Origin of the sequence: Lujinxingia vulgaris, from assembly GCF_007997015.1 — a bacterium.
GTDB classification, from domain to species: domain Bacteria; phylum Myxococcota_A; class Bradymonadia; order Bradymonadales; family Bradymonadaceae; genus Lujinxingia; species Lujinxingia vulgaris.
On sequence record NZ_VOSM01000003.1, the window covers coordinates 304,964 to 324,594 of the forward strand.

Consider the following 19,631-nt stretch of genomic DNA (forward strand, 5'->3'; position numbering starts at 1 on the left):
GAGCAGCTTCAGCGCAAGAGCTTTAAGGCCATGCGCAGGAGCTCTTCGACGGGCTGATCGTCGGTGGCCTCGCGGGCCACATGATCGACGGTGTCATCGACCATCGCCGGCGGGTAGCCCAGGTTCTGCAGGGCGCTGCGCAGGTCGTCGATGGCCGAGCGTTCGACGGCGACCTCGCCAACGGAGCGCTCAAAGCTGAAGTCGCCCAGGGCGTTTTTAAGCTCGAGGATAAGGCGCTGCGCGGTCTTTTTGCCGATGCCGCTGACCTTGGTGAAGGTGTCCACCCGGTCGAGCTCCACGGCCATGACCACGTCGGCCGGGTCGAGGTCCGAGAGGACCGCCAGCCCGATCTTGGGGCCGATGCCGCTGACCGAGATCAGTTTTGCGAAAAGACGACGCTCATCGCCCGAGGCAAAGCCGTAGAGCTGAATGGCGTCTTCGCGCACGCTTGTGTGAATCCACAGCGAGACCTCGCCAGCCTCATTGGGGCGAAGTTTGCCGGCGCTGCCCACCGGCACGAAGACCTGGTAGCCAACGCCGCGCACGTCGAGGATGACGCTGTCGAGCTCGGAGGTGAGCAGGCGGCCTGTAAGATGTGCGATCATAAGCGGAGTTCCATCCTGAGAGCATGTTCAGCGTTACTCTATTGCAGGCGGCGCTGAAAGTCGAACGCCTGACAGTGGCAAATCGCAACCGCCAGGGCATCGGCGGCGTCTTCGGCGAGTTCGCCGCGCAGCCCCAGGTGCACGCGAACCATCTGGCCGACGGTGTCTTTGGAGGCGCGCCCGCGGCCGGTGACGGCCTGCTTTACCAGGGTCGGGGCGTATTCGTTGAGCGCGAGGTTGGCGTGGCTGAGCGCGAGCAGCGCGACGCCGCGGGCCTGACCGAGCTTGATGGTCGACATGGCGTTTCGGGCCACGAAGACGCTCTCGACCGCGGCCTCATCGACCGAATACTCGTTGAGCACGGCGCTCAAGCCTCCGTAGATGATCTCCAGGCGCTCGATGAAGGTTTTGGCGCGCGAGGCGTTGATGCGTCCGCTGGCCACATGTTCGAGCTCCTGGCCGCGTTTTTTGATCAGGCCATAGCCTGTAAAGCGGCTGCCGGGGTCGATGCCGATAACAATCACAAGAGTTCCGGGGGTATCGCGAGGGGGTTAGTGCGGGAGGTTCAGGGTGGCGAGCCAGGCGTCGATGCAGCGATCGATGATCGCGCAGCAATGCTCGAAGATCTCGCGACCCTGGCCGACCGGGTCGGGGATGCCCGTTTCAACCTGCTGCTCGGGATCAAAGCGCCAGATCTCGACCAGCCGGCTCTGAAGATCCGGTGCGAGCTGCAGAAGATGGCGGCTATGGCGAGGCGACATCACCAGGATGTGGTCGGCCATGCGCATCAGCGGCAGGGAGACGCCCTGGGAGCGATGATCGTCAAGCGAGGCGCCGTAGGGCTCCACGGCCATCTGCGCAAACTGGGCCGCAGGACGGCCCACAAGCCCCAGCGTGCCCGCAGAGATCACCACGGCGCGCTGCTGCAGCTTGATGCGCAGCAGTGCGGCGGCCATTGGCGAGCGGCAGATGTTGCCGGTACAGACACAGATGATGCGGCGGGTGGACATGGCGGGCCGTGAGCCTTTCAGTGGGGCAGGGGAGTGTCGAAGAGCGCGCGGTACGAGGGCGGAAGATCGCGATCGATGTTGGCGCTGGCGATAAGTGGGCTTAGGTCGGCGCCGCTGAGGGTATGCCAGTAGAGCACGCGTTTGTCAGCCAGGCTCTGGGCGCGGGCGGCCAGAGCGGCGAAGGTTTTGGCCGTGTAGGTCGGCTCAAGCTCCAGATCACAATGGGCCGCAACCGTCTCGATGACCCGAAGGCCCTCGGGGGTCTCTTCGCCATAGCCCTCGCCGAAAAAGTCGTCGAGGAGGGTGACATCCCCGGCGCAGATTTTAGGGATGTCGGGACCGCCGGCCTCGCGGATGAGCTGGGACGCCTTATTGGCCATATGGGCGGTGAGCGGGGCGTTGCATACAACCTTATCGACGACGCGCACGCCGACAATCGTTGCGCGAAGTCCCGCCAGACGCGCACCGAGGATGAGCCCGGCAAGTGTGCCGCAGGTGCCGGCGGCGACATAGATTTCGTCGGGCTTCGGGCACTCGCCATCCTCGATTTGCCTGGCGAGCTCCAGGGCGGCGTTGACGTAGCCCACCACGCCCAGGGGCGATGAGCCGCCGCCGGGGATGTAGTAGGGGTTTTTGTCGCGGGAGAGCCACTCGCGGATATGCGTCTTCGCCATGGCGAAGGGAAGTCCGTTTTTGGACTCGACCGGCGTGAGCACGGGTTGAGTGGTGCTCAACGCGCGCAAGACCTCCAGCACATGCGCGGTCATCGGTTGGGGAAAGTGCAGCGCGTGCGGCTCCAGCCCCACCTCCCGGGCATAAAGGGCGGTGGCCAACACGTGGTGACTTCCCAGCGCGCCGACCGTCCAGACCCGCTCATGGCCGCCGGCCAGGGCGTCGGCCAGGATAAACTCCAGCTTTCGCACCTTATTGCCGCCGTAGAGGCTTCCGGTGAGGTCGTCGCGTTTGATGAGCAGCTCCCCAACACCGAGCTCCGCGGCCAGCGTCGGGTAGGACTCCACCGGGGTGGGGAGCTGGCCCAGGCGCACATGGCCCAGCGCGCGGGTGGCGGGGAAACGCTCGAAGATTTCCAGATCGTTCATAGACCTTCCCATGTGTTTTGAGCCGCGCGGTGTTATCTTTGCGCTCGTGTTGTGGAAGTACTCGCGCCGGTCGCGATGTTCACACTCTGAGCGACGATGACGACCTTATCCTAACCCACTGGATGGAGCCTTTTTATGAGCAAGCCACGCAGCGACTATGACGCCTCACAGAAGTTGATCCGCGTTTACCCCTCGTTTGATTCCCCCAAAACGCTGGTGCCCCGCGAGGAACTTAACGCGATGGGCGCGATTCTGCAGGCGGGAAAAGATGAGCAGGGCCGCGAGGTTGAGGCCATTCGCTACGTCTTCGACTCGGCGGAGAGCGCTGAGTACAACCAGCAGGCGCTCTCCTTTATGAAGTTTCAGACCTACGTCGATCAAGGCGATGGCGAGCGCCCGGTCGAGGGTGAGGGACCGGAGTTCGCGGTGCGCGAAGATTTCGGCATCGACGACTGAGCCCGGACGCCCTGGCGAGCGGCGTCGCGTTTTTCTGCAGGCGCCAGATTAGAAAAAACGCGAGACGATAAAGCCCAGGGCGGCCAGCACCAGCACCACACCGACGATGATCTGGGTTTTGGGATCGAGCTTCGTGGCACCGGCCTTATCAACCTCGGCTGCACGAAGCGCCGAGGGGCCTACCTGCGCCGGGCCCACAGCCACCTCGGAGGTGTTCTCTCGTCGGGGCAGGGTTGGCTGGGCGCCTGAACGCTGTTCCGCTGGCGCGACAGGCGATCTGCCGGACGCTCGCGACCTCTCGGGCAGCTCCGGAGATCGGTGATGCGGGTTCGTCTCGGGCTCAAGCTCCAGCGGATCATCGGCCCAGTCATCCTCGAAGGTCGGCAGCGGGCCGGAGCGCGAGATCGACTCCCGGGCGACCGCGTCATGTGCGCCGGAGAAGCGAACCTCATCAAAGAGCTCGGTCTTCTCGTTGGCGAAGTCTGCGGGCACGCTCTTGAGGCTTGTGGCGTCATCGGCGCGCGCGAAGTCGTCTTCGAGGCTCACCTGGGCGTAGGCCCCGCTTAAACGAACTTCTTCGGGGATCTCCTGCATCGGAGCCGTGCTCTCTTCGATCTCCCCGACTTTAATCGGCGCGGGAACGGGTGTGGGCGCTTTTCGCGCGGTGCGCGCCCGTGGGTCTCGGCCCCGCGGACCGGATTCTGATGCGGACGCGCGCGCGAGCGACTCAAGCGCTGGATCCTCTTGCTCAAAGAGATCCTGGAGAAGTTTGCCGCTCTCCAGGCCGGTGTGCCCCGGGGCGATCTCGGCCAGCACCTGGCTGAGGGCCTGAGAGAAGTCGTAGGCGCTCTGATAGCGGTCCTCGCGCTTTCGGGCCAGGGCGCGCTCCACCACCTCGACGAGACTCTCGGGCAGCCCGTTACGCATCTCGCGAATCGGGCGGATGTCGGCCTGGCGCGCGCGCTTGAGCATGGTCAGCGGATCGTCGCACTGGCCGTAGACCGAGCGGCCCGTGAGCATCTCGTAGAGGCAGATGCCCACCGAGAACAGATCGGATCGGTGGTCCAGAGGCTCATCCCAGGCCTGCTCGGGGCTCATGTAGCCGAACTTACCCTTGATGACGCCGGCGCGGGTGCGCTCGCGCATCTTCGAATCGAACTTAGCGATGCCGAAGTCGATGAGTTTGACCTCGCCGAGCACGCTTAAGAGGATGTTCTGCGGGCTGATGTCGCGGTGGACCAGCTGCAGCGGGCGCCCATCGCTGCCGGTGCGGGTGTGCGCGAACTGCAGGCCGTTGCACACATCGCGGGCGATCTGCACCGCCGTTGCCACCGGGACCGCATAGCTGCGCCGGGCGCCTTCGGCCAGAACGGCGTGGAGGTCGCGACCGTTGACGTACTCCATGACGAGAAAGAAGTTCCCGTCTTCGCTTCCCACATCGTAGAGGCTGGAGATGTTGTTGTGCCGCAACACCGCGATGAGTTTGGCCTCTTCGAGCAGCATCCGCGTGAAGCTGCGGTCGGCGGCCAGGTGGCGGTGCAACACTTTGACGACGCAGGGCTGTACCAGGTCGCCGTAGCGCATCGCGTGCGCCAGGTAGACTTCGGCCATGCCGCCGACGCCAATCCGCTCGATGAGGCGATAGGGTCCGAGTGATCGCACCGTGGGAATCCTTGGGTCGGCAAGAGGGCCGGGGGGCAACAGTGAGGAAGGCGGGCAGGGGCGCAGGCCGAAAGTTACGGGCGGCCCTTTCGTCATCGCGCCGATTGTATCCCATCAACCTGTGTTGACAACCGCGCCGGCGGCTGTGCTGCTGCCTTGACACTGATTCGGCCCCACCCCTACACTTCGCCGGCGTTCTCGAAGAAATAAGTTGGCGTCGGCGTGCCAGTTCTTAGCCTTGAAGCCCCCAGGAGGGCCGGCTGGTTCCGGGTCGAAGACGCGCGCGTCGTGTCGCTTACACGGGTTGTGCCACGGATGAGATAGGGAGGATGGCGTACATGGTCACCAACGATAAGATTGAGAACTTTATCATCGAGCACGGCCTGCCTTTTGAGCAGGTTCAGGAAGGCCTGTGGTTGATTCATGACGAGATCGACTACATCGACAACATCGTCGTCTACCACACCCCGCCGGTGATCACGTTTCGCGTCAAGCTGATGGATGCCCCCGAGAAGGGCACCCGCGACGCGCTCTTTAAGCGTCTGCTGGAGCTCAACGCCACCTCGATGGTCGCCGGCGCTTACGGTCTGGAAGACGACGCGGTGGTGATTGTTGATACCCTGCAGAGTGAGAACCTGGACCACAATGAGTTCCAGGCCACCATCGACGCGCTGGCGATCGCGGTGCGCGAGCACTACGAAGAGCTGCGCGCGATTGTCGGTCAGCCCAAATCAACCGCCCAGGCGTCTTCCTGACGCCAGCGGTCTCGCCGCCAGATGGACTAACGCCCGCACCACCTTGTTTCCGGCCTACTACTACCGCTGGAGCCTGTGAGCACAGCCCCCGGCCACAGGCACATAGGAGAGAGAATATATGGGACTCTTTAATCGGATCGGCACGCTCCTCAAAGCCAACATCAATGACCTGATCAGCCGCGCCGAGGATCCGGAGAAGATCCTCAACCAGCTCATTCTCGACATGAAAGAGCAGCTGATTCAGGCCAAGAAGCAGGTCGCGGTGACTATCGCCGACGAGAAGCGGCTCAAGAAGCAGCTCGACAATGAGCTGCAGCAGGCTCGCGACTGGGAGAAGAAGGCGATGATGGCCGTGCGCGCCGGTCGCGACGACCTGGCCCGCGAGGCGCTTTCGCGCAAAAAGGAGCACGACGACCTCAGCTCCGAGTACCAGAAGCAGTGGGAAGCGCAGAAGGCCGCTGCCGACAAACTTCGCGACTCGCTTCGCCAGCTCAACGCCAAGATCGAAGAGGCCAGCCGCAAGAAGAACCTGCTCATCGCACGTAAGAAGCGCGCCGAGGCCCAGAAGACCATCCAGGAGACGATGTCGGGCCTGAGCGACACCTCGGCCTTCGACGCCTTCGATCGCATGAGCGGCAAGATCGAACAGATGGAAGCCGAGGCCGAAGCCAGCGCCGAGCTTGCGGAAGGCTTCAGCGGCGACGACCTCGCCGCGAAGTTCGATGCCCTGGAAGACGACCACGGCGCCGACGAGGCGCTGATGGCCCTTAAGGCCAAGATGGGCGTCGGTGCCGAGAAGAAAGAAACCCAGTTCGACTTCGAGGAAGAAGAAGCCGAAGAGAAAGAGACGGTCTCCGCCAAGCGCGGCACCTGGGATAGCGACGAGTTCTAAGCCGCAGCGCATCGGCGCTGCGTAAGAAGTACGAAGGTTGCGACGCTGCGGCCGAGCGCGCCCGATGGGCGTCCTCGGCCGCAGCGCGTTGTGCACCACGGAGGTAAAGGTTGAGTGAGCACGATTCGACAACATCCGCTGACGAGGGGCAGGGGCCCGTGCCGGTCGGGGGGGTGCTGTGTGCGGGCTACGGCTCGCGGCTCGCGCCACTGACCGATGTGTTGCCCAAGCCGCTGATGCCCTTTCTGAACACGCCGATGGTGGCGTACGCGCTGAACCATCTGGTGGGGGCGGGGGTGGAGCAGGTGGGCATCAACCTGCATCATCTGCCCGATGCGATTCCGCCTGTGGTCGACCGCCTCTGCGGCAACTTCAGGATTCGCCCGCGCTATGTGCGCGAGTGGGAGATTCTGGGCACGGCCGGCGGCGTGCGAGGCATCTGGCAGGGGCTGGAGGAGCCGGAGACGACGCTGATCGTGCTCAACGGCGACAGTATCATGAACATCGATCTGGCAGCCCAGCTTCGGGCGCATCGCCAGAGTGGGGCGCTGGCCTCGATGGTTGTGCGCCCGCGGGCGAGCGACCAGCCGGGGCGAGTCTGGCTTAATGAGGCTGGAGAGCTTCGAGGGCTGCGGGATGCGCGACATCCTGAGGCGGAGCACGAGTCGTTGAGCGAGTTTGACTTCACCGGCGTGCATTTTCTGGAGCCGGAGTTGTTGCGCCACATCCCCCTTGAAGAAGGGTGCATGGTGGGCGACGTCTACATCCCGATGTTGGAGCGTGGCGAGCGCATCAACGCGCTCATCAACGATGACTTCTGGGCGGCGCTGGATAACCCGCGTCTCTTCTTCGAGACGACGCGGCGGGTGCTGCGGGAGCCCGGGCTCTTTGCTCAGGCGCCTCTTCCCGAAGCGCTGGGGAAGTCGCTCTACATCTACAATCAGGACACCATCGATCCCAAGGCGCAGCTGGCCGGGCCGATGCTCAGCGGTCTGCATGCGAGCATCGCCTCGGGCGCGCGCGTGGGCCCGGAGGTGGTGCTCGACGGAGTGGAGGTCACAGGCGGGACGCGTATCTCGCAGTCAATTCTCTACGGGATGGGGCGGCTGGAAGGGGAGTGGGAGCGTGTGATGGCGGTGGCCGGAAAGGTCGTGAGTTTTTCACTCGACGACTGATCAAAAAGGGGGCGCCGCGGCGCCCCCTTTTTTGCTCTGGCCAATTTTGCTCTGGCCAATTTTGCTCTGGCCAATTTTGCTCTGGCCAATTTTGCTCTGGCCAATTTTGCTCTGGCCAATTTTGCTCTGGCCAATTTTGCTCTGGCCAATTTTGCTCTGGCCAATTTTGCTCTGGCCAACATATGTGCGCGTCAACCCACCAGCCCGGCGTCGGGGCGCTCGATGCGGAGGCTGGAGCGGCCGTTGCCCTCCGGGGTAACTCGAACGCGGTATTCCACACTCTCTTTGAGCCCCTCGACGTGGCTGATAAGCCCGATCTGGCGGTTGCTGCGCGATTGCAGCGAGTTGAGCACCCCGATGGCCACCTGCAATGACTCCTGATCCAGGGTGCCAAAACCCTCGTCGAGCAGGAGCGTCTCAAGGGGCATGTGCACCTGGCGAAGGTCGGCCAGCGCCATCGCCAGGGCCAGCGACAACAGGAATGACTCCCCGCCAGAGAGGGTGGTGACCGGGCGCACGCTGTTGGCCCGATTACGATCCAGAATCTCAAAGTCGAGTTTCGGAAGTCCCTGCTCATCTCGCCGGATCTGCAACGCGTAGCGCGGCGCGAGATCCTGGAGGTGGTGGTTGGCGTAGACCGCGATGTTCTGCAGGTGGAAGCTCAGCGCATGATTCTCAAAGGTCGTGCCGCCATTAATGCCGATGAGGTCGTGGATCGTCTTCCAATGCCCCAGGGTTCGGTTCAGCGCTTCGAGGCGCTTGCGGCCCTCGGCCAGATCCTCGCGTTTCTGGTCGTCGGCGTTTAAGCGCTCTTTAAGGGTGGCGACCCTGGCGGTGGCGTCGCGCAGGTCGGCCTCGCAAGACTCAAGACGGGCTTCCAGTGCCTCAAGGTCCCGAACCTCGTCGAGGCCTTCGGGGCGTGTGTCTTGAAGTTGTTTGAGCGCGTTTTCCGACTTCTTCAAAAGCTCTTCGGCGGTGGCTTTCTCCTGACGTAGCGTGTCTCGAAGCGTCATGAGTCGCTCGCGCTCCTCAACGCCGAGCAGGGCGGCGCGCAGCGCCTCAAGGGTATCGACGGGAAGTGTTTCCAGCAGGTCCTCGAGGCTCTGCCGTGCCGTCTGGCGCTTCGTGGCCGCGTCGTCGAGCTCTTTTGTGTGTGACTTAATGTCCTGGTTGAGGTTTTTGAGCTTCTCCTGGACGCTCTCCAGGTTCTTGCGAGCGGTCTCATAGGCCTCAAGCGACGCGCTGACCTGCTTCTGGAGGCGCTTTTCAACCTCGTCGGCGCTCTGGCCCTCGAAGATGCCCTGACGCTCTTTACGCAGCTCCCCGAGCTCGGATTCGCGGGCCTGCAACGCCTGTGCGCGTTCTTCAACGTTCTCGCTCTCGCTCTTATGGCGCGCCTCAAGGGTGGCGAGGTCTTTTTCGATGTTGCTTCGTCGGCCCTTCAGGTCTTCGAGCCGGGCTTTGAGTTGGGCGCGGAGGGCGCGCTCTTCTTCGAGGCTTGTGATGTGTCGATCGAGCGCGTCGACGATCGTGCCGCGGTCGTCGCCGGCCTGGGTATCCAGTGGGCGGTCGAGGGTGTGCAGCTGCTCGGAGAGCGCTTCGAGGCGTACCCGGAGCTTGCGGCGGTCCTCGGCGACCTTTTCGCGCAGCGCGGTGATCTCCTCGGTGCAGCGAGCCACCTCGTCGGTGGCACGTTCGAGTTTCGGGCGGAGCTCGGCGAGTTTCGCGTCGGCCTGGTTGAGCTTTTCGCGGGCGTCGATGAGCGCTTTGTCGGCCACATCGAGCGCGTCGAGGCGTTTGAGTAACGTCTGTGCTTCGGTCTGAAGCGTTTCGCTGCGAGTGTTGAAGTCCTGAGTAAGTGCACTCCAGTCGGGGGCGTCCGCCAGCGGTGCGTCCAGCGCATCGGCGACCAGGGCGCGCAGGCTGGTGACTTCGCGCTGAAGACGTTCGTTGAGCTCTTGAACCCCTGTGTCTGCCGCGTCGGTTTCGGCCTTCACGCGGCTCTGCGTGCTGGCAGCGGCCGTGCTCGCCTGGCGCGCGGCTTCCAGTTCTTCTTCGATGCCCCGCAACAACTCCAGGGCGCGCTCCTGGCCGTCGCGAAGTTCCTCGTGGCCGAGGTCTGAGCCTGCATAGGGGTGGGTGGTGCTGCCGCAGACCGGGCAGGGCTCCTCGTATTTAAGCAGACCACGGGCGTCAATGAGCCCAAAGAGGCGTTCCGCCAGCACCTTTTGCTCCTCGGCGAGCTTGCGGGCGTGCTCTTTTTTCTCGACGAGCGCGCCGGCGTTTTGAGCGTTTTCGACGGCCTCGTTGAGGGTTTGTTTGAGGGCGTCGCGACGAGACTCGGCGTCCTTCACCCGGGCGCTGAGTTCGACGAGTTCTGTGGTGCGTTCGGCGGCCTGGCGAAAGGTGCGGCTGTGGTTTTCCAGGCGGCTTATCGCGGCAGTCCAGGCGCGGCGGGCCTCGCTGGCGTCGGGTTTGTCGCCCAGAATCTCTTTGAGTGCCTTTTGCCTGGATTCAAACTCTTTGCTTAAATCCTCATGCTCTTTCTCGTAATTCTTAATGCTTTGCTTGAACTTTTCGGCGTTCTGGGTCTGCTCGGTGAGCGACTTCTTGAGCGTTAGGCCTTTGTGCGTGCCTTCGTTATTGGCGTCGCGTTCGCTCTGGAGCGCGACAACCTGAGGGCGCATCGCCACGATGGCGTCGCTGAGTTCGTCGGACCAGGGGGCCGTGGGTTGGTCGGCCTCAAGGCGTTTTTGCTCGGCGTTGAGCGCATCGAGAGCCTGCGCTTCTTTCGTGGTCAGTTTTTTAGTTTCGTTGAGGTTCTGTTTCGCGGTGTCGAGCGCGGTGCGCTCCGCGCCGACGTCTCTGGTAAGCGAGGCGATCTGGGTGTCGAGTCGGCGCGCGGCCTTAAGAGGTTCGGCGTTGTCTTTAAGGGCCTGGTCGGCGGCGTCGCGCACCTTCTGTCGCGTGAGCAGCGTCTCTTGATGAAGCTCCACCGCCTCTTCGAGTTCGGGGCGCTGTTCTCGAAGTTCGGCAAGTTTGACCTGCCGGGTCTTGATGTCGGCGTCCAGGGTGTTGAGGTCGCGCAGCGTTTCGCGGGCCGGCTCAACCGTTTCGCTCAATGCCAGGCGGTCGAGCTCAAGGGCGTGTTCTTGAAGCGCTATCGCGGCGTCGGATGCGCGCTTCTGATGGACCTGTTGTTCGTGCTCCAGCGCGTCGACGGATTTTTGCCATTGAAACATCTCGCGAGCGGCGTTCCGCGCGCTGGTGGCCAGGGTCTCGGCAGCCGTGGCCTCCTCCAACTTTTCTGTGAGAGCCTGGCGCTCTTCGGCGCTGAGGAGGTCCTGGGCATTGAGCTCGATGGTCAGTTTTTCGACCGCTTTTTTGGCCTGGCTGTGGCGTTGCGCACACGCCTCCCCGATCTCTTTAAACTCGCTGACGTCGGTGAGCTGCTTGAGCAGGCCTGCCTTGGCCTTTTCGTCGCCATGCAGAAACTCGGCGAACTTCCCCTGGGGCAAAATGACGGTGCGCAGGAAGTCGTCGAGCTGCATCGCCCCCAGGACTTCGTCAAACGCGGGTCCGTAGTATTTGGCACGGTTGTCGTCGGCAAGTATTCGAGGGTCGGGATCATCAGGATGGCTTAAGGCTTCAATCTTACGCTGGTCGTTTTGAATGTTGCCGTCGGGGTTGCCGTGGGCGCGGCGCAGCGACCAGGTCGCCCGGAAGTATTCTCGGACGCCGGAGCCGTTGCGCCGGCTGAAGGTCAACTCGGCGGAGCACTCGCCGGTGCCGCTGCTCATAATGTGGTGGTTCTTGCGATCCTCATCCCCTTTTTTTTGTGCGTTGAGGCGAGGGGTGCAGCCGAAGAGGGCCAGGCAGATGGCGTCGAGCAGCGTCGTCTTGCCTGAACCGGTAGGGCCGTGGATCAGAAAGAGCGGAACACCGCGTAAATCCGGGTCGAAACGCAGCTCGTGGGTGCCGTAAAAAGAGTTAAGGTTTTCAATTTTCAAGCGGTGGAGCTTCATAAATTACCTTCAGGATTCTTCAAGCAAAACATTAAGAGTCTGCTGCTCAGGCGTCGCGAGCTCCAGCGGAGCGTCGTCGTGCGGAAGCAGGTCTGCGAAGGTCGCCATGATCTCGGGAGGCGGGGCCTGCCCCTCGTTTGCCGAGCGGTAGAGTTGCTCGAAGAGGTAGGTGGGCGTGACCTTGTCGAGAGGAATGACCTCCTGTTCCCCGATGGCGATGTGCTCGCGCTCGGCGTTGAGAACCTCGCGAAACGCGATGATGCGCGGGCGCTCCTCGGGCTCAAAGCTCGACTCGATGGCCTCGCGAAGTCGCTCCAGGGTGCCGGGGCGAGTGATGTCGACCACCGACTCAATGGCCACGTAAGGAGGCAGGGGCGCCGTCCAGGTGCGTTTGGCGACGAGCTTCTCAAGGGCCTCCGGGGTGTCGCGGTAAATAATCAGCGGGCGAAACTCCGGAACTTCTCGCCGCTCAATCACAACCTCCTCGCCGACCTCGATCAGGAGCACCTGACGGGGCGTCTGTGCCTCATTGAAACGAATGGGAACCGGGGTGCCGCTGTACCAGATGCGGCGCTTCTCCACGGCGAAGCCGCGGTGGATGTGGCCGAGGGCGACGTAGTCGTAGTCTTTGCAGAAGATCGAGGGGGGCAGGGCGCCCAGGGCGCCGATCTGGTGGAGATCGGTCTTATAGTCGTTGTCTCGAAGCTCCTGAGCGGAAGCCAGGCAGGTGAGGTGGGCAACGCCGACCAGGGGAAGGTCGCCAAAACGCTCGCGGGCGCGCCTGGCGAGCTCGGTGTAGAAGTTCTCAAAAGCGTCGTAGAAGTTTCGGGCCAGGTCGGGGGCGATGCCCTCGCCGGCGATTCGTCCGACGCCCAGACGAGATTCGTGGATGTAGGGGGTGGCGACGACAACGGCCTGCGGGTTGCCCTCGGCGTCGGGGATGGGAATGAGCGCGCGGTCCCAGCCCTCGGGGTCGGAGGAAAGTCCGCCGACCACATCCACCGAGAGCGCGCGCAGAACTGGCGCCGGCGCGTCGAGCTGGCTGGCGGAGTCGTGGTTTCCGCCCACCACCACGACTTTTTTAAGCGCGGGGAGGTCCTGGCAGCGGTGAAGAAACCGGTAGTAGAGTCCCTGAGCGCGGGCCGGGGCCTGGGCGCTGTCGAAGACATCGCCGGCGATGATCAGGCATTCGACCTCCGCGTCGCGCAGCGTCTGGTAGAGCCAGTCGAGAAAACTCGCCTGCTCTCGCTCCAGGGAGGCTTGCTCAAGGGTGGCACCCAGGTGCCAGTCGGAAGTATGTAAGATACGCATCAGCTCACTCGATTCTTAAGTCATTGCTCGATATGCTCAGCGGAGCGTATCGACAGCATGCTCTCTCCTACAAGGCGCGCTTGAATATGTTTAGCGCCATAATGATCGTAGGAGGCATAAATATAATGTGAGGGGCACCCGCGCGAGGGGGTGGCGTTCACGTCTGGAGGTCAAGATGACGCATCAAAAAAGCACTGGAAGGCCGTGGCTTCACAGGAGTTCAGTGGCGTTATCGCTGGTGTTGCTCGGGCTGGCCGGGGGGTGCAGTGAGTCGGTGGTCACCGCGGAGTGGGAGGGGGATGTGGGCTTTGACGCGGGCGGCGATCTCGACGCCGACTCGCCAGACACCACCGTGCCCGATCCTCCCGACGGCGACAATCCCGACCCGGGAGACACGGGCACTCCGGAGGATCCCGATGGCGGAGACGGTGGCCAGGGCGATGCCTGCGCCGACGAAAACGTCATCCCCAACCCCGGCCGCCAGGGGAGCGAGGCGTGCCGCCCGCAGGCCGGGTGGGGCACGCGCGCGTATTTTGTTGCGACGCACGGCAATGATGCCAACGAGGGCTCGCTGCAACGACCTTTCGGCACCATCGGCGCGGCCGTTGAGGCGGCGTCGACCGACGCTGAGCGTTCCTTTGTGCTGGTGGAAGTCGGCACCTATGACGAGGTGCTGGAGCTGCGTGAGGGCGTGCACGTGGTGGGGGGCTATGCGTTCGGGTGGCTCTACGACCCCAACGGGCGGGTAGAGATCTCGGGCGGGCGCCCCTCGGTGATTGGCGAAGATATCGAAGCTGCGACACGCCTTGTGAACCTGCGCGTTCGCGGGCAGGACGCGCCGGAGGGGGAGACGTCGGTGGCGATGCTTCTGCGCAACAGCCAGGGGGTGGTGCTGGAGAGCACGGTGATTGAGGCGGGGCGTGGAGGCGCGGGTGTCGATGGTGGGGAGGGATCGATCGGTGGCAATGGCCGAGCGGGAAGTCCGGGGGGCGATGCACCGCCGCGTCGCGATCTGGCCGGTTTGCGTTGTATTAATGAAGACAATCCCCCCACACCCGGGGCGGGGGGAACATCGAGTTGCGGGGCGCCGGGAGGGCGAGGCGGGGACTCCGGGTTCAATTATGGCAGCGGGGAACGTGGGGACTCCGGAAGCGCCGGCGATCTGGGGGGGCCAGGTGGGAGCGGTGGTGAGAGTCCGCAGGACGGTACTGTGGGCTCGCGAGGAAGCAATGGCGTGCAGGGGCCTTCAGGCGCGGGAGGCAGCGATGAAGGGCACTTCGATCTGAACGCCCTCCGCTGGGTAGGTCAGAGCGGTGCGCCTGGCGGGCTGGGCACTCCCGGCGGCGGTGGGGGCGGTGGCGGTGGGGGCGGTGGCTATCATAATGAAGGAACGTTTGGCGTCTTTTGCGATACCTGGGGAGGCGCCGGCGGTGGCGGCGCCAGCGGCGGATGTCCGGGAACGGGAGGTCAGGGCGGGGGCCCGGGAGGCGCATCGATCGGGGTGTTGCTCGAGAATGCGATCTTCACCGGGCGAGCCGCCCGTATTGTGGGCGGCATCGGTGGCGTAGGGGGGCAGGGCGGTGTTGGTGGCGCGGGAGGTCTGGGAGGCACGCCCGGCGGCGGTGGTGGTAACCGTGAGCTTAACAGCGGTCTGGGAGGTGCGGGCGGCGCGGGCGGCAACGGCGGCCAGGGAGGTACCGGCGGAGGCGGCGCGGGTGGGCCCTCATTTGCGATCTATGCGACCTCTCCGGTCACGCTCAACGATCTGGGCGATGTTGAGATTGTGGCCGGTCAGGGTGGGGAGGGCGGCGGGCCGGGAAGTGGCGAGCTCAAGGGAGCGACCGGGCGGAGCGCGGAGTTGGAGGTGGCGCCTTAAGGTCGAGCTGAGCACTTCAGCGAACTCTGGCGCTGGCGTTGTTGCCAGAGATGAAAAGGGCTCCCGAATGGGAGCCCTTTTTCGTGGAGAAGTTCAGTGGTGATGCGGCGAAGCCTTACTCCTGAAACTTGCGTTTAAGGTCGGCCAGGTCGTCGCGGTCGCCCTCATTTTTGCGGGGCGCGCTCGGTGCCGAAGACGAGTCGCTGCGAGATTTGCGATCTTCGAGGCGGCTGAAGATGGCGTCGAGCTCGGCGCGGCGTGGGTCTAGGCTGTTGCCGATGTCGCTGATCTCGCGCATGGCCTCGATGTCGGCTTCCATGCTGTCGATCTTGCTGGACATGCGGTCGAACTCGCGCATGGAGCGGGTGGTGTCGAAGGTCTCGTCGGTCACGAAGTCCGCCGGGGTCGGGCTGGAGGTGCGCGGCGTGGTCGAGGAGGGAGTTCTGGGGGCAGGTGCGGCGTCGCCCTGCTCGCGGGCTTCCATGCGGCGGCGAAGCTCGGCGTCCCAGGCCGACTCATTACGAAGGGATGGGCGTGCGCCGCTCTGGCGCCTGGAGGCTGCGCGCATCTTGCCGCGGGTGCCTTCGAGCTTGTGCTCCAGCGCTTCGAGGGCGCGGGCGATGTCCTGCATATAAGCGCGATGCTCATCGAGCTGGTCGCGCAGGCGGCGCGCCTCGACCATGGCCTTGTTTTTGACGACGAGCGCCTCGCGGGCCAGATCCTCGTCACCGTTTCGCAGGGCAAGCATGGCGCGATCTTCCCACTGGTCAGCCTTTTCACGCTCGCTGCGGATCTGCTCGATGATCTGGCGCTCCCCGCGGCGCAGCTCGGCCTGCTGGCGCTTGGCATCGCGAAGGCTGGTCTCGACCTCGCGCAGGTTGGAGCGAACCCCGCCGCGCTCGCTGCGCGAGCTTTCATTGAAGTTCGAGCGAATCAAGAGGTTGAGGCGGTCGAGGATGCTCATAAGGACTCCCTGCAGCGGGGTTATTCGCCAAAAAGGCTCAGGTTGTTGTCTTCAGCACGGCGGGCGCGCGACTCCGAGCTCCGGCCGCTCTCCGAGTCGGCCTGCGACGCCCCGCCATTAAGACCATCGGACGGGGACGCCGGCGCTCCGGGCACAAGGCCGGGGCCGCGCGAGGCGTCGCGTGAGACTCGCCCCTCATGCTCCCAGCGGCCTCCGGTGGGCGGTGGCGCAACAAACATAAAACCTTCCAGCGCGCGGCGGTAATCCGACCAGCCACCGGCCTGGGCGTCACCGGTCATCAGGGGTTCGCAGGCATTCCAGCACATGTTCATGCGGCTGTCGATGAGGTCGAGGAAATGCAAGATCATCGCCTCGGCGGTGCGCGGGGTCACCGGCGAGCCGTACTCAAGGCGGCCGTGATGGCTGAGCACCAGGTGCTTGAGGTGTGTGACCAGCTCGGCATCCACTGGCGGCTGCAGCGCCCCGGCCACCTGACCTACAATTTCGGCACCGCGCGCGATATGGCCCACCAGGCGACCCTCGGTGGTGTAGTCGAAGCTGCGGCGGTAGGAGAGCTCCTCGATCTTGCCCATGTCGTGCAGCACGACGCCGGCCACGACCAGATCGGAGTCGACAAGCCCCGGGTAGTAGGTCTGGTAATGGCGGGCCATCTGCAGGCCCAGGCGCGCCATGGAGAGGGTGTGTTCGAGCAGCCCGCCCAGGAAGTTGTGGTGGTTGGTCACCGCCGCCGGCGCCTGCTTGTAGCGGGTGGCGAAGTTCTCGTCGCCAAGCAGCGCGTTGAGGAAACGGCGCACCTCGGCGCTCTCGATACTGGTGTCGATGAGCTCGCGCAGCTCCTCGAAGAGCAGGTCGGCCGACCAGCGCGAGTGCGGCATATAATCGGCCAGATCGACGCCCGCGTCGTCGACGCGCTCCAGATCGTTAAGGGTGATCTGGAGGTTGTCGCGGTAGCTGCTCACCCGACCGCGGATGGCGACGAAGTCGTCGACCTCAGCGCGTTTGTCGAGCACCAGCGCGTTATCCCAGGCGCGCACCTCGATGGTGCCCGTGCGATCTTGCAGCGTCATGCTCAGGTAAGGATCGCCCGAGCGGGTCTCGCGGATGCTCTTTACGGCGAGCAAAAAGGTCGATTCCACCACGGAATTATCTTCAAGATCGGCGATAAACACTTTTGAGCGGGCCATCGAGGCGCTCCATCTTCAGAGGTACATTTTTGCGTCCCGCCGTCTTCGCGGGGCGATTGCTCAGCGTCACCGGCCCGGCATAGCACAGCGCGTTGGGGCAAAAAAGGTGCGCGCTCCTTCGTATGCCGATCGCCAAAGTCCACGTATCCGGCGGGTGACACGCCCGGGAGGTCGATTTGTTGATCCCGACGACCAGCGTGGCAGAATAGGCGCGAGAATGCCTCGTCCGAGTATTAACTGCCCGTGAGAAGAACAGGGATTGTTCGGGACGGCCACCCAGGAAGTGCCTTGAGTCAGGATGACGCCCAAAACCCGCGCCCGCGCCGCGACACCTCACCGGTCCATGATGAGGCGCCCTCGGGCTCCTCACCGCTGACGATGCCCTCGGACCGGCCGCGGGAGATCGCCGCCGGGGAGGCCGGCCAGATCGTCAAGATCTGCAAGAGCTGCATGGTCTCGCAGAAGAGCGGCGGAGGCTACTGCGTCAAATGTGGCGCTCCGCTGGTGCCGATTCGTGCGGTCAAAGACAGCTGCATCGGCGATGTGGTGGGCGGGAAGTTCAAGATCATCGAGCCCATCGGCTCCGGCGGGATGGGCGATGTGTACCTGGGGCTCAATGAGAAGCTCGGGCAGCGCGTCGCGGTGAAGTTTCTCAACCAGAAGTTCACCTCCGATGAGCGCATTGTTCTGCGCTTTCTCAATGAGGCGCGCTCCTACTGCAAGGTCAATCACCCCAACGCGGTGACGCTTCTGGAGTACGGTCAGCATGAGAACGGCGCGCTTTATCTGATCACCGAGTTTATTGAAGGAAAGAGTCTTACGGAGGTGCTGCGCAGTCAGGGCCCGCTCGATCTGGAGAACGTCGTCTCGATCGGCCTGCAGGTCTGTGAGGTGCTGCGCGCCGCGCATGCTCAGGGGGTGATTCACCGCGATTTGAAGCCCGATAACCTGATGCTGATGCCCGCCAGAAAAGGGCGTTTTGCGGCGAAAGTACTCGACTTTGGCATTGCGAAGATCGCCGACGATGATGACGCCCCGATGACCGAGACGGGCTCGATCTTTGGCACGCCGGAGTTCATGTCGCCGGAGCAGGCCCGAGGGGATGTGGCCGACCCGCGCTCCGATCTTTATGCGCTGGGGGTGATGCTCTTCTTTATGGCGACGGGGAAGTTGCCCTTTAAGGGGAAGAATAAGTTCGCGATCCTCAACAAACAGCTCAACGATGCGCCGCCCCTTCCCAGCATGGTTCGCGAGGGGGTGGAGGTGGACGCGAACCTGGAGGCGGTGATTTTACGCTGCCTGGCCAAAGATCCGGCAGACCGCCCGGGCGACGCCGAGGCGCTGGCGGAGTTGTTGGAGGCGGTGGCCGCTGGCGAGCGTGTGGAGGCGCCGCGGGGTGCCCGGGAGGCCGGGCGTGTGGCGGCACAGAAGCGCAGCGCTGCCGGCGGGCAAGGACTGGCCGAGAGCAGTGATTTCAGCGAGAGCGCCGATGTGCAAGATGCCCCGGCGAATGACGCGCGCCTTGATGGCGAACTTCGGCTGGAGAGCGGCCCGGTGGGGCCGGTGGACATCGCGTTGGAGTCGGATGTGGCGCCGGTGTTTCGCGCCGAGCTTGCCTCCGAGCCCGACATTGGTGGTGACGAGGCGTTCGCCTTTGGCGGCACCGACGCGCCCTGGCCGCCGCGCCGGCGAAAGCGTCAGCGCTCGCCAGCGCTGGTCGCGGCGCTGAGCACCGTTGCGGTGGTGGGTCTGGCGATGGGGTGGAGCATCTGGAAAAACACCCAGGCTCCGACCGATGTTGTAGCCCAGGCCACTGAAGAGGTCGGGGCGGGGCAGTGGGCCGGCGTTGAGGCCGCGGTGGGCTACCTCATTGAGGCCGGCAAGATCGAGGAGGCGCGCCAGGCGCTGGCAGCAGCCGGCAGTGATGATGTGCGCGCCGCGGCGCTGCAGACCCGCATCAACCGCGTCGCCAACCTGGAGCGCCAGCTCGGCGCCGCGTTGGGCGCAAAGCAATGCGACCAGGCCCGCGAGCATTATGAGGCGTTGCTGGCGCACGCGCCGGGTGCGGCCACCGCGAAGTTTGAGGCGGTCGAGGGCTGTGCTGAGGCTTCCGCGAAGGCCCCCGCAGCCCGGACCAGGCCCTCACCGCAGCCCGCTCCAAAGCCTCAACCTGAGGTCGCAACTCCTCCTGCCGAGCGCGCTCCCGAGCCGGTGAAACCCGAACCTCCCCGGCCTGAGGAAGAAGCACCCGCAAGTCCGTCGCCTGCGCCGGTGGATGAGGCGTCGCCGGAAGATCCGGTCGATGAGATTCCGGTCGATGAGATTCCGGTCGATGAGATTCCGGTCGATGAGGCTCCAGACAACGAGGCGCCGGAGGCGGACGCCACCGGTGAGGATGCGCCGGCTGGAGAGCCTGCGGCTGACGATGCGGGAGGCTCTGCCGACGGGCAAGCCGAGGCCGATGCGCCTGCCGAAGATGATGAGCAGGCCTTAGGCGAGGGTGCGGCGCCGGCCTCGGACGATGACGCGGCGGATGCCGGCGACCCCGATGATGGGCTGGCGCTGCCTCCTCGCCAGCTCTAGAGCACCGATAGC

General features: G+C 64.2%; 16 protein-coding genes. 6 read left to right on the top strand and 10 right to left on the bottom strand.

Annotated features, from left to right (window positions below; all coding sequences use genetic code 11):
* Positions 1-8: 8 nt before the first annotated feature.
* The 4 genes from ruvA to FRC98_RS08305 are packed head-to-tail and all read right to left on the bottom strand — an operon-like array spanning position 9 to position 2,715.
* Positions 9-605, bottom strand: a complete 597-nt coding sequence (gene ruvA / locus FRC98_RS08290; protein ID WP_146980833.1) for a Holliday junction branch migration protein RuvA — start codon at positions 603-605, stop codon at positions 9-11.
* Positions 606-643: 38 nt separating this feature from the next.
* Positions 644-1,129, bottom strand: coding sequence for a crossover junction endodeoxyribonuclease RuvC (ruvC, locus tag FRC98_RS08295; protein WP_146980834.1), 486 nt, complete (start codon positions 1,127-1,129; stop codon positions 644-646).
* Positions 1,130-1,156: 27 nt separating this feature from the next.
* Positions 1,157-1,615, bottom strand: coding sequence for an arsenate reductase/protein-tyrosine-phosphatase family protein (locus FRC98_RS08300; protein WP_146980835.1), 459 nt, complete (start codon positions 1,613-1,615; stop codon positions 1,157-1,159).
* 17 nt (positions 1,616-1,632) lie between these two features.
* Positions 1,633-2,715 carry a 1-aminocyclopropane-1-carboxylate deaminase/D-cysteine desulfhydrase gene (locus FRC98_RS08305; protein WP_230467421.1) on the bottom strand — a complete coding sequence of 361 codons (1,083 nt, stop codon included), beginning with the start codon at positions 2,713-2,715 and terminating at the stop codon, positions 1,633-1,635.
* Positions 2,716-2,850: 135 nt separating this feature from the next.
* Between FRC98_RS08305 and FRC98_RS08310 the strand changes: the two genes are divergently transcribed.
* Positions 2,851-3,171, top strand: coding sequence for a hypothetical protein (locus tag FRC98_RS08310; RefSeq protein WP_146980837.1), 321 nt, complete (start codon positions 2,851-2,853; stop codon positions 3,169-3,171).
* A 48-nt stretch (positions 3,172-3,219) separates the two neighbouring features.
* Here the strand turns inward: FRC98_RS08310 and FRC98_RS08315 are convergent, their stop codons facing one another.
* Positions 3,220-4,833 (bottom strand): serine/threonine protein kinase, encoded by a 1,614-nt coding sequence (locus tag FRC98_RS08315; RefSeq protein WP_230467422.1) that lies wholly within the window; start codon positions 4,831-4,833, stop codon positions 3,220-3,222.
* A gap of 329 nt (positions 4,834-5,162) precedes the next feature.
* On the opposite strand from FRC98_RS08315, the gene FRC98_RS08320 reads away from it, so the two are divergent.
* From FRC98_RS08320 to FRC98_RS08330, 3 genes are all read left to right on the top strand, one after another.
* Positions 5,163-5,588, top strand: coding sequence for a type III secretion system chaperone family protein (locus tag FRC98_RS08320; protein ID WP_115602636.1), 426 nt, complete (start codon positions 5,163-5,165; stop codon positions 5,586-5,588).
* 118 nt (positions 5,589-5,706) lie between these two features.
* The gene (locus tag FRC98_RS08325) at positions 5,707-6,480 is read left to right on the top strand and encodes a PspA/IM30 family protein (RefSeq protein ID WP_146980839.1); all 774 of its coding nucleotides are present in this window, start codon (positions 5,707-5,709) and stop codon (positions 6,478-6,480) included.
* A 110-nt stretch (positions 6,481-6,590) separates the two neighbouring features.
* Positions 6,591-7,655, top strand: coding sequence for a nucleotidyltransferase family protein (locus FRC98_RS08330; protein ID WP_146980840.1), 1,065 nt, complete (start codon positions 6,591-6,593; stop codon positions 7,653-7,655).
* Here FRC98_RS08330 and FRC98_RS22225 read toward each other — a convergent pair.
* From FRC98_RS22225 to FRC98_RS08345, 3 genes are read right to left on the bottom strand one after another with little or no spacing between them, the layout of a single operon-like run.
* Positions 7,571-7,837: a pentapeptide repeat-containing protein gene (locus tag FRC98_RS22225; protein WP_370469237.1), complete on the bottom strand. Its 267-nt coding sequence runs from the start codon at positions 7,835-7,837 to the stop codon at positions 7,571-7,573. The genes FRC98_RS08330 and FRC98_RS22225 overlap by 85 nt on opposite strands.
* 9 nt (positions 7,838-7,846) lie before the next feature.
* Entirely contained in the window at positions 7,847-11,680 is a 3,834-nt protein-coding gene (locus tag FRC98_RS08340) for an AAA family ATPase (RefSeq protein WP_146980841.1), read from the bottom strand.
* A gap of 9 nt (positions 11,681-11,689) precedes the next feature.
* Complete coding sequence (locus tag FRC98_RS08345; protein ID WP_146980842.1) at positions 11,690-12,991, bottom strand: metallophosphoesterase family protein; 1,302 nt, start codon at positions 12,989-12,991, stop codon at positions 11,690-11,692.
* 223 nt (positions 12,992-13,214) lie between these two features.
* On the opposite strand from FRC98_RS08345, the gene FRC98_RS21415 reads away from it, so the two are divergent.
* Positions 13,215-14,867: a hypothetical protein gene (locus FRC98_RS21415; protein ID WP_230467423.1), complete on the top strand. Its 1,653-nt coding sequence runs from the start codon at positions 13,215-13,217 to the stop codon at positions 14,865-14,867.
* A 115-nt stretch (positions 14,868-14,982) separates the two neighbouring features.
* Here the strand turns inward: FRC98_RS21415 and FRC98_RS08355 are convergent, their stop codons facing one another.
* Both FRC98_RS08355 and FRC98_RS08360 read right to left on the bottom strand, forming a co-directional pair.
* Positions 14,983-15,831, bottom strand: coding sequence for a PspA/IM30 family protein (locus FRC98_RS08355; RefSeq protein ID WP_146980843.1), 849 nt, complete (start codon positions 15,829-15,831; stop codon positions 14,983-14,985).
* A 20-nt stretch (positions 15,832-15,851) separates the two neighbouring features.
* Positions 15,852-17,036 (bottom strand): 3'-5' exoribonuclease YhaM family protein, encoded by a 1,185-nt coding sequence (locus tag FRC98_RS08360; RefSeq protein WP_146980844.1) that lies wholly within the window; start codon positions 17,034-17,036, stop codon positions 15,852-15,854.
* A 288-nt stretch (positions 17,037-17,324) separates the two neighbouring features.
* On the opposite strand from FRC98_RS08360, the gene FRC98_RS08365 reads away from it, so the two are divergent.
* Positions 17,325-19,619: a serine/threonine-protein kinase gene (locus tag FRC98_RS08365; RefSeq protein ID WP_146980845.1), complete on the top strand. Its 2,295-nt coding sequence runs from the start codon at positions 17,325-17,327 to the stop codon at positions 19,617-19,619.
* Positions 19,620-19,631: the final 12 nt, after the last annotated feature.

What these genes read in the sequence shown, in the direction of transcription:
- FRC98_RS08320 (WP_115602636.1), top strand. Translation starts at nt 5,163, where the DNA reads ATGGCGTACATGGTCACCAACGATAAGATTGAGAACTTTATCATCGAG.
- FRC98_RS08300 (WP_146980835.1), bottom strand. Translation starts at nt 1,615, where the DNA reads ATGTCCACCCGCCGCATCATCTGTGTCTGTACCGGCAACATCTGCCGC.
- FRC98_RS22225 (WP_370469237.1), bottom strand. Translation starts at nt 7,837, where the DNA reads ATGTTGGCCAGAGCAAAATTGGCCAGAGCAAAATTGGCCAGAGCAAAA.
- FRC98_RS08360 (WP_146980844.1), bottom strand. Translation starts at nt 17,036, where the DNA reads ATGGCCCGCTCAAAAGTGTTTATCGCCGATCTTGAAGATAATTCCGTG.
- FRC98_RS08355 (WP_146980843.1), bottom strand. Translation starts at nt 15,831, where the DNA reads ATGAGCATCCTCGACCGCCTCAACCTCTTGATTCGCTCGAACTTCAAT.
- ruvA (WP_146980833.1), bottom strand. Translation starts at nt 605, where the DNA reads ATGATCGCACATCTTACAGGCCGCCTGCTCACCTCCGAGCTCGACAGC.
- FRC98_RS08305 (WP_230467421.1), bottom strand. Translation starts at nt 2,715, where the DNA reads ATGAACGATCTGGAAATCTTCGAGCGTTTCCCCGCCACCCGCGCGCTG.
- FRC98_RS08310 (WP_146980837.1), top strand. Translation starts at nt 2,851, where the DNA reads ATGAGCAAGCCACGCAGCGACTATGACGCCTCACAGAAGTTGATCCGC.
- FRC98_RS08340 (WP_146980841.1), bottom strand. Translation starts at nt 11,680, where the DNA reads ATGAAGCTCCACCGCTTGAAAATTGAAAACCTTAACTCTTTTTACGGC.
- FRC98_RS08325 (WP_146980839.1), top strand. Translation starts at nt 5,707, where the DNA reads ATGGGACTCTTTAATCGGATCGGCACGCTCCTCAAAGCCAACATCAAT.
- FRC98_RS08345 (WP_146980842.1), bottom strand. Translation starts at nt 12,991, where the DNA reads ATGCGTATCTTACATACTTCCGACTGGCACCTGGGTGCCACCCTTGAG.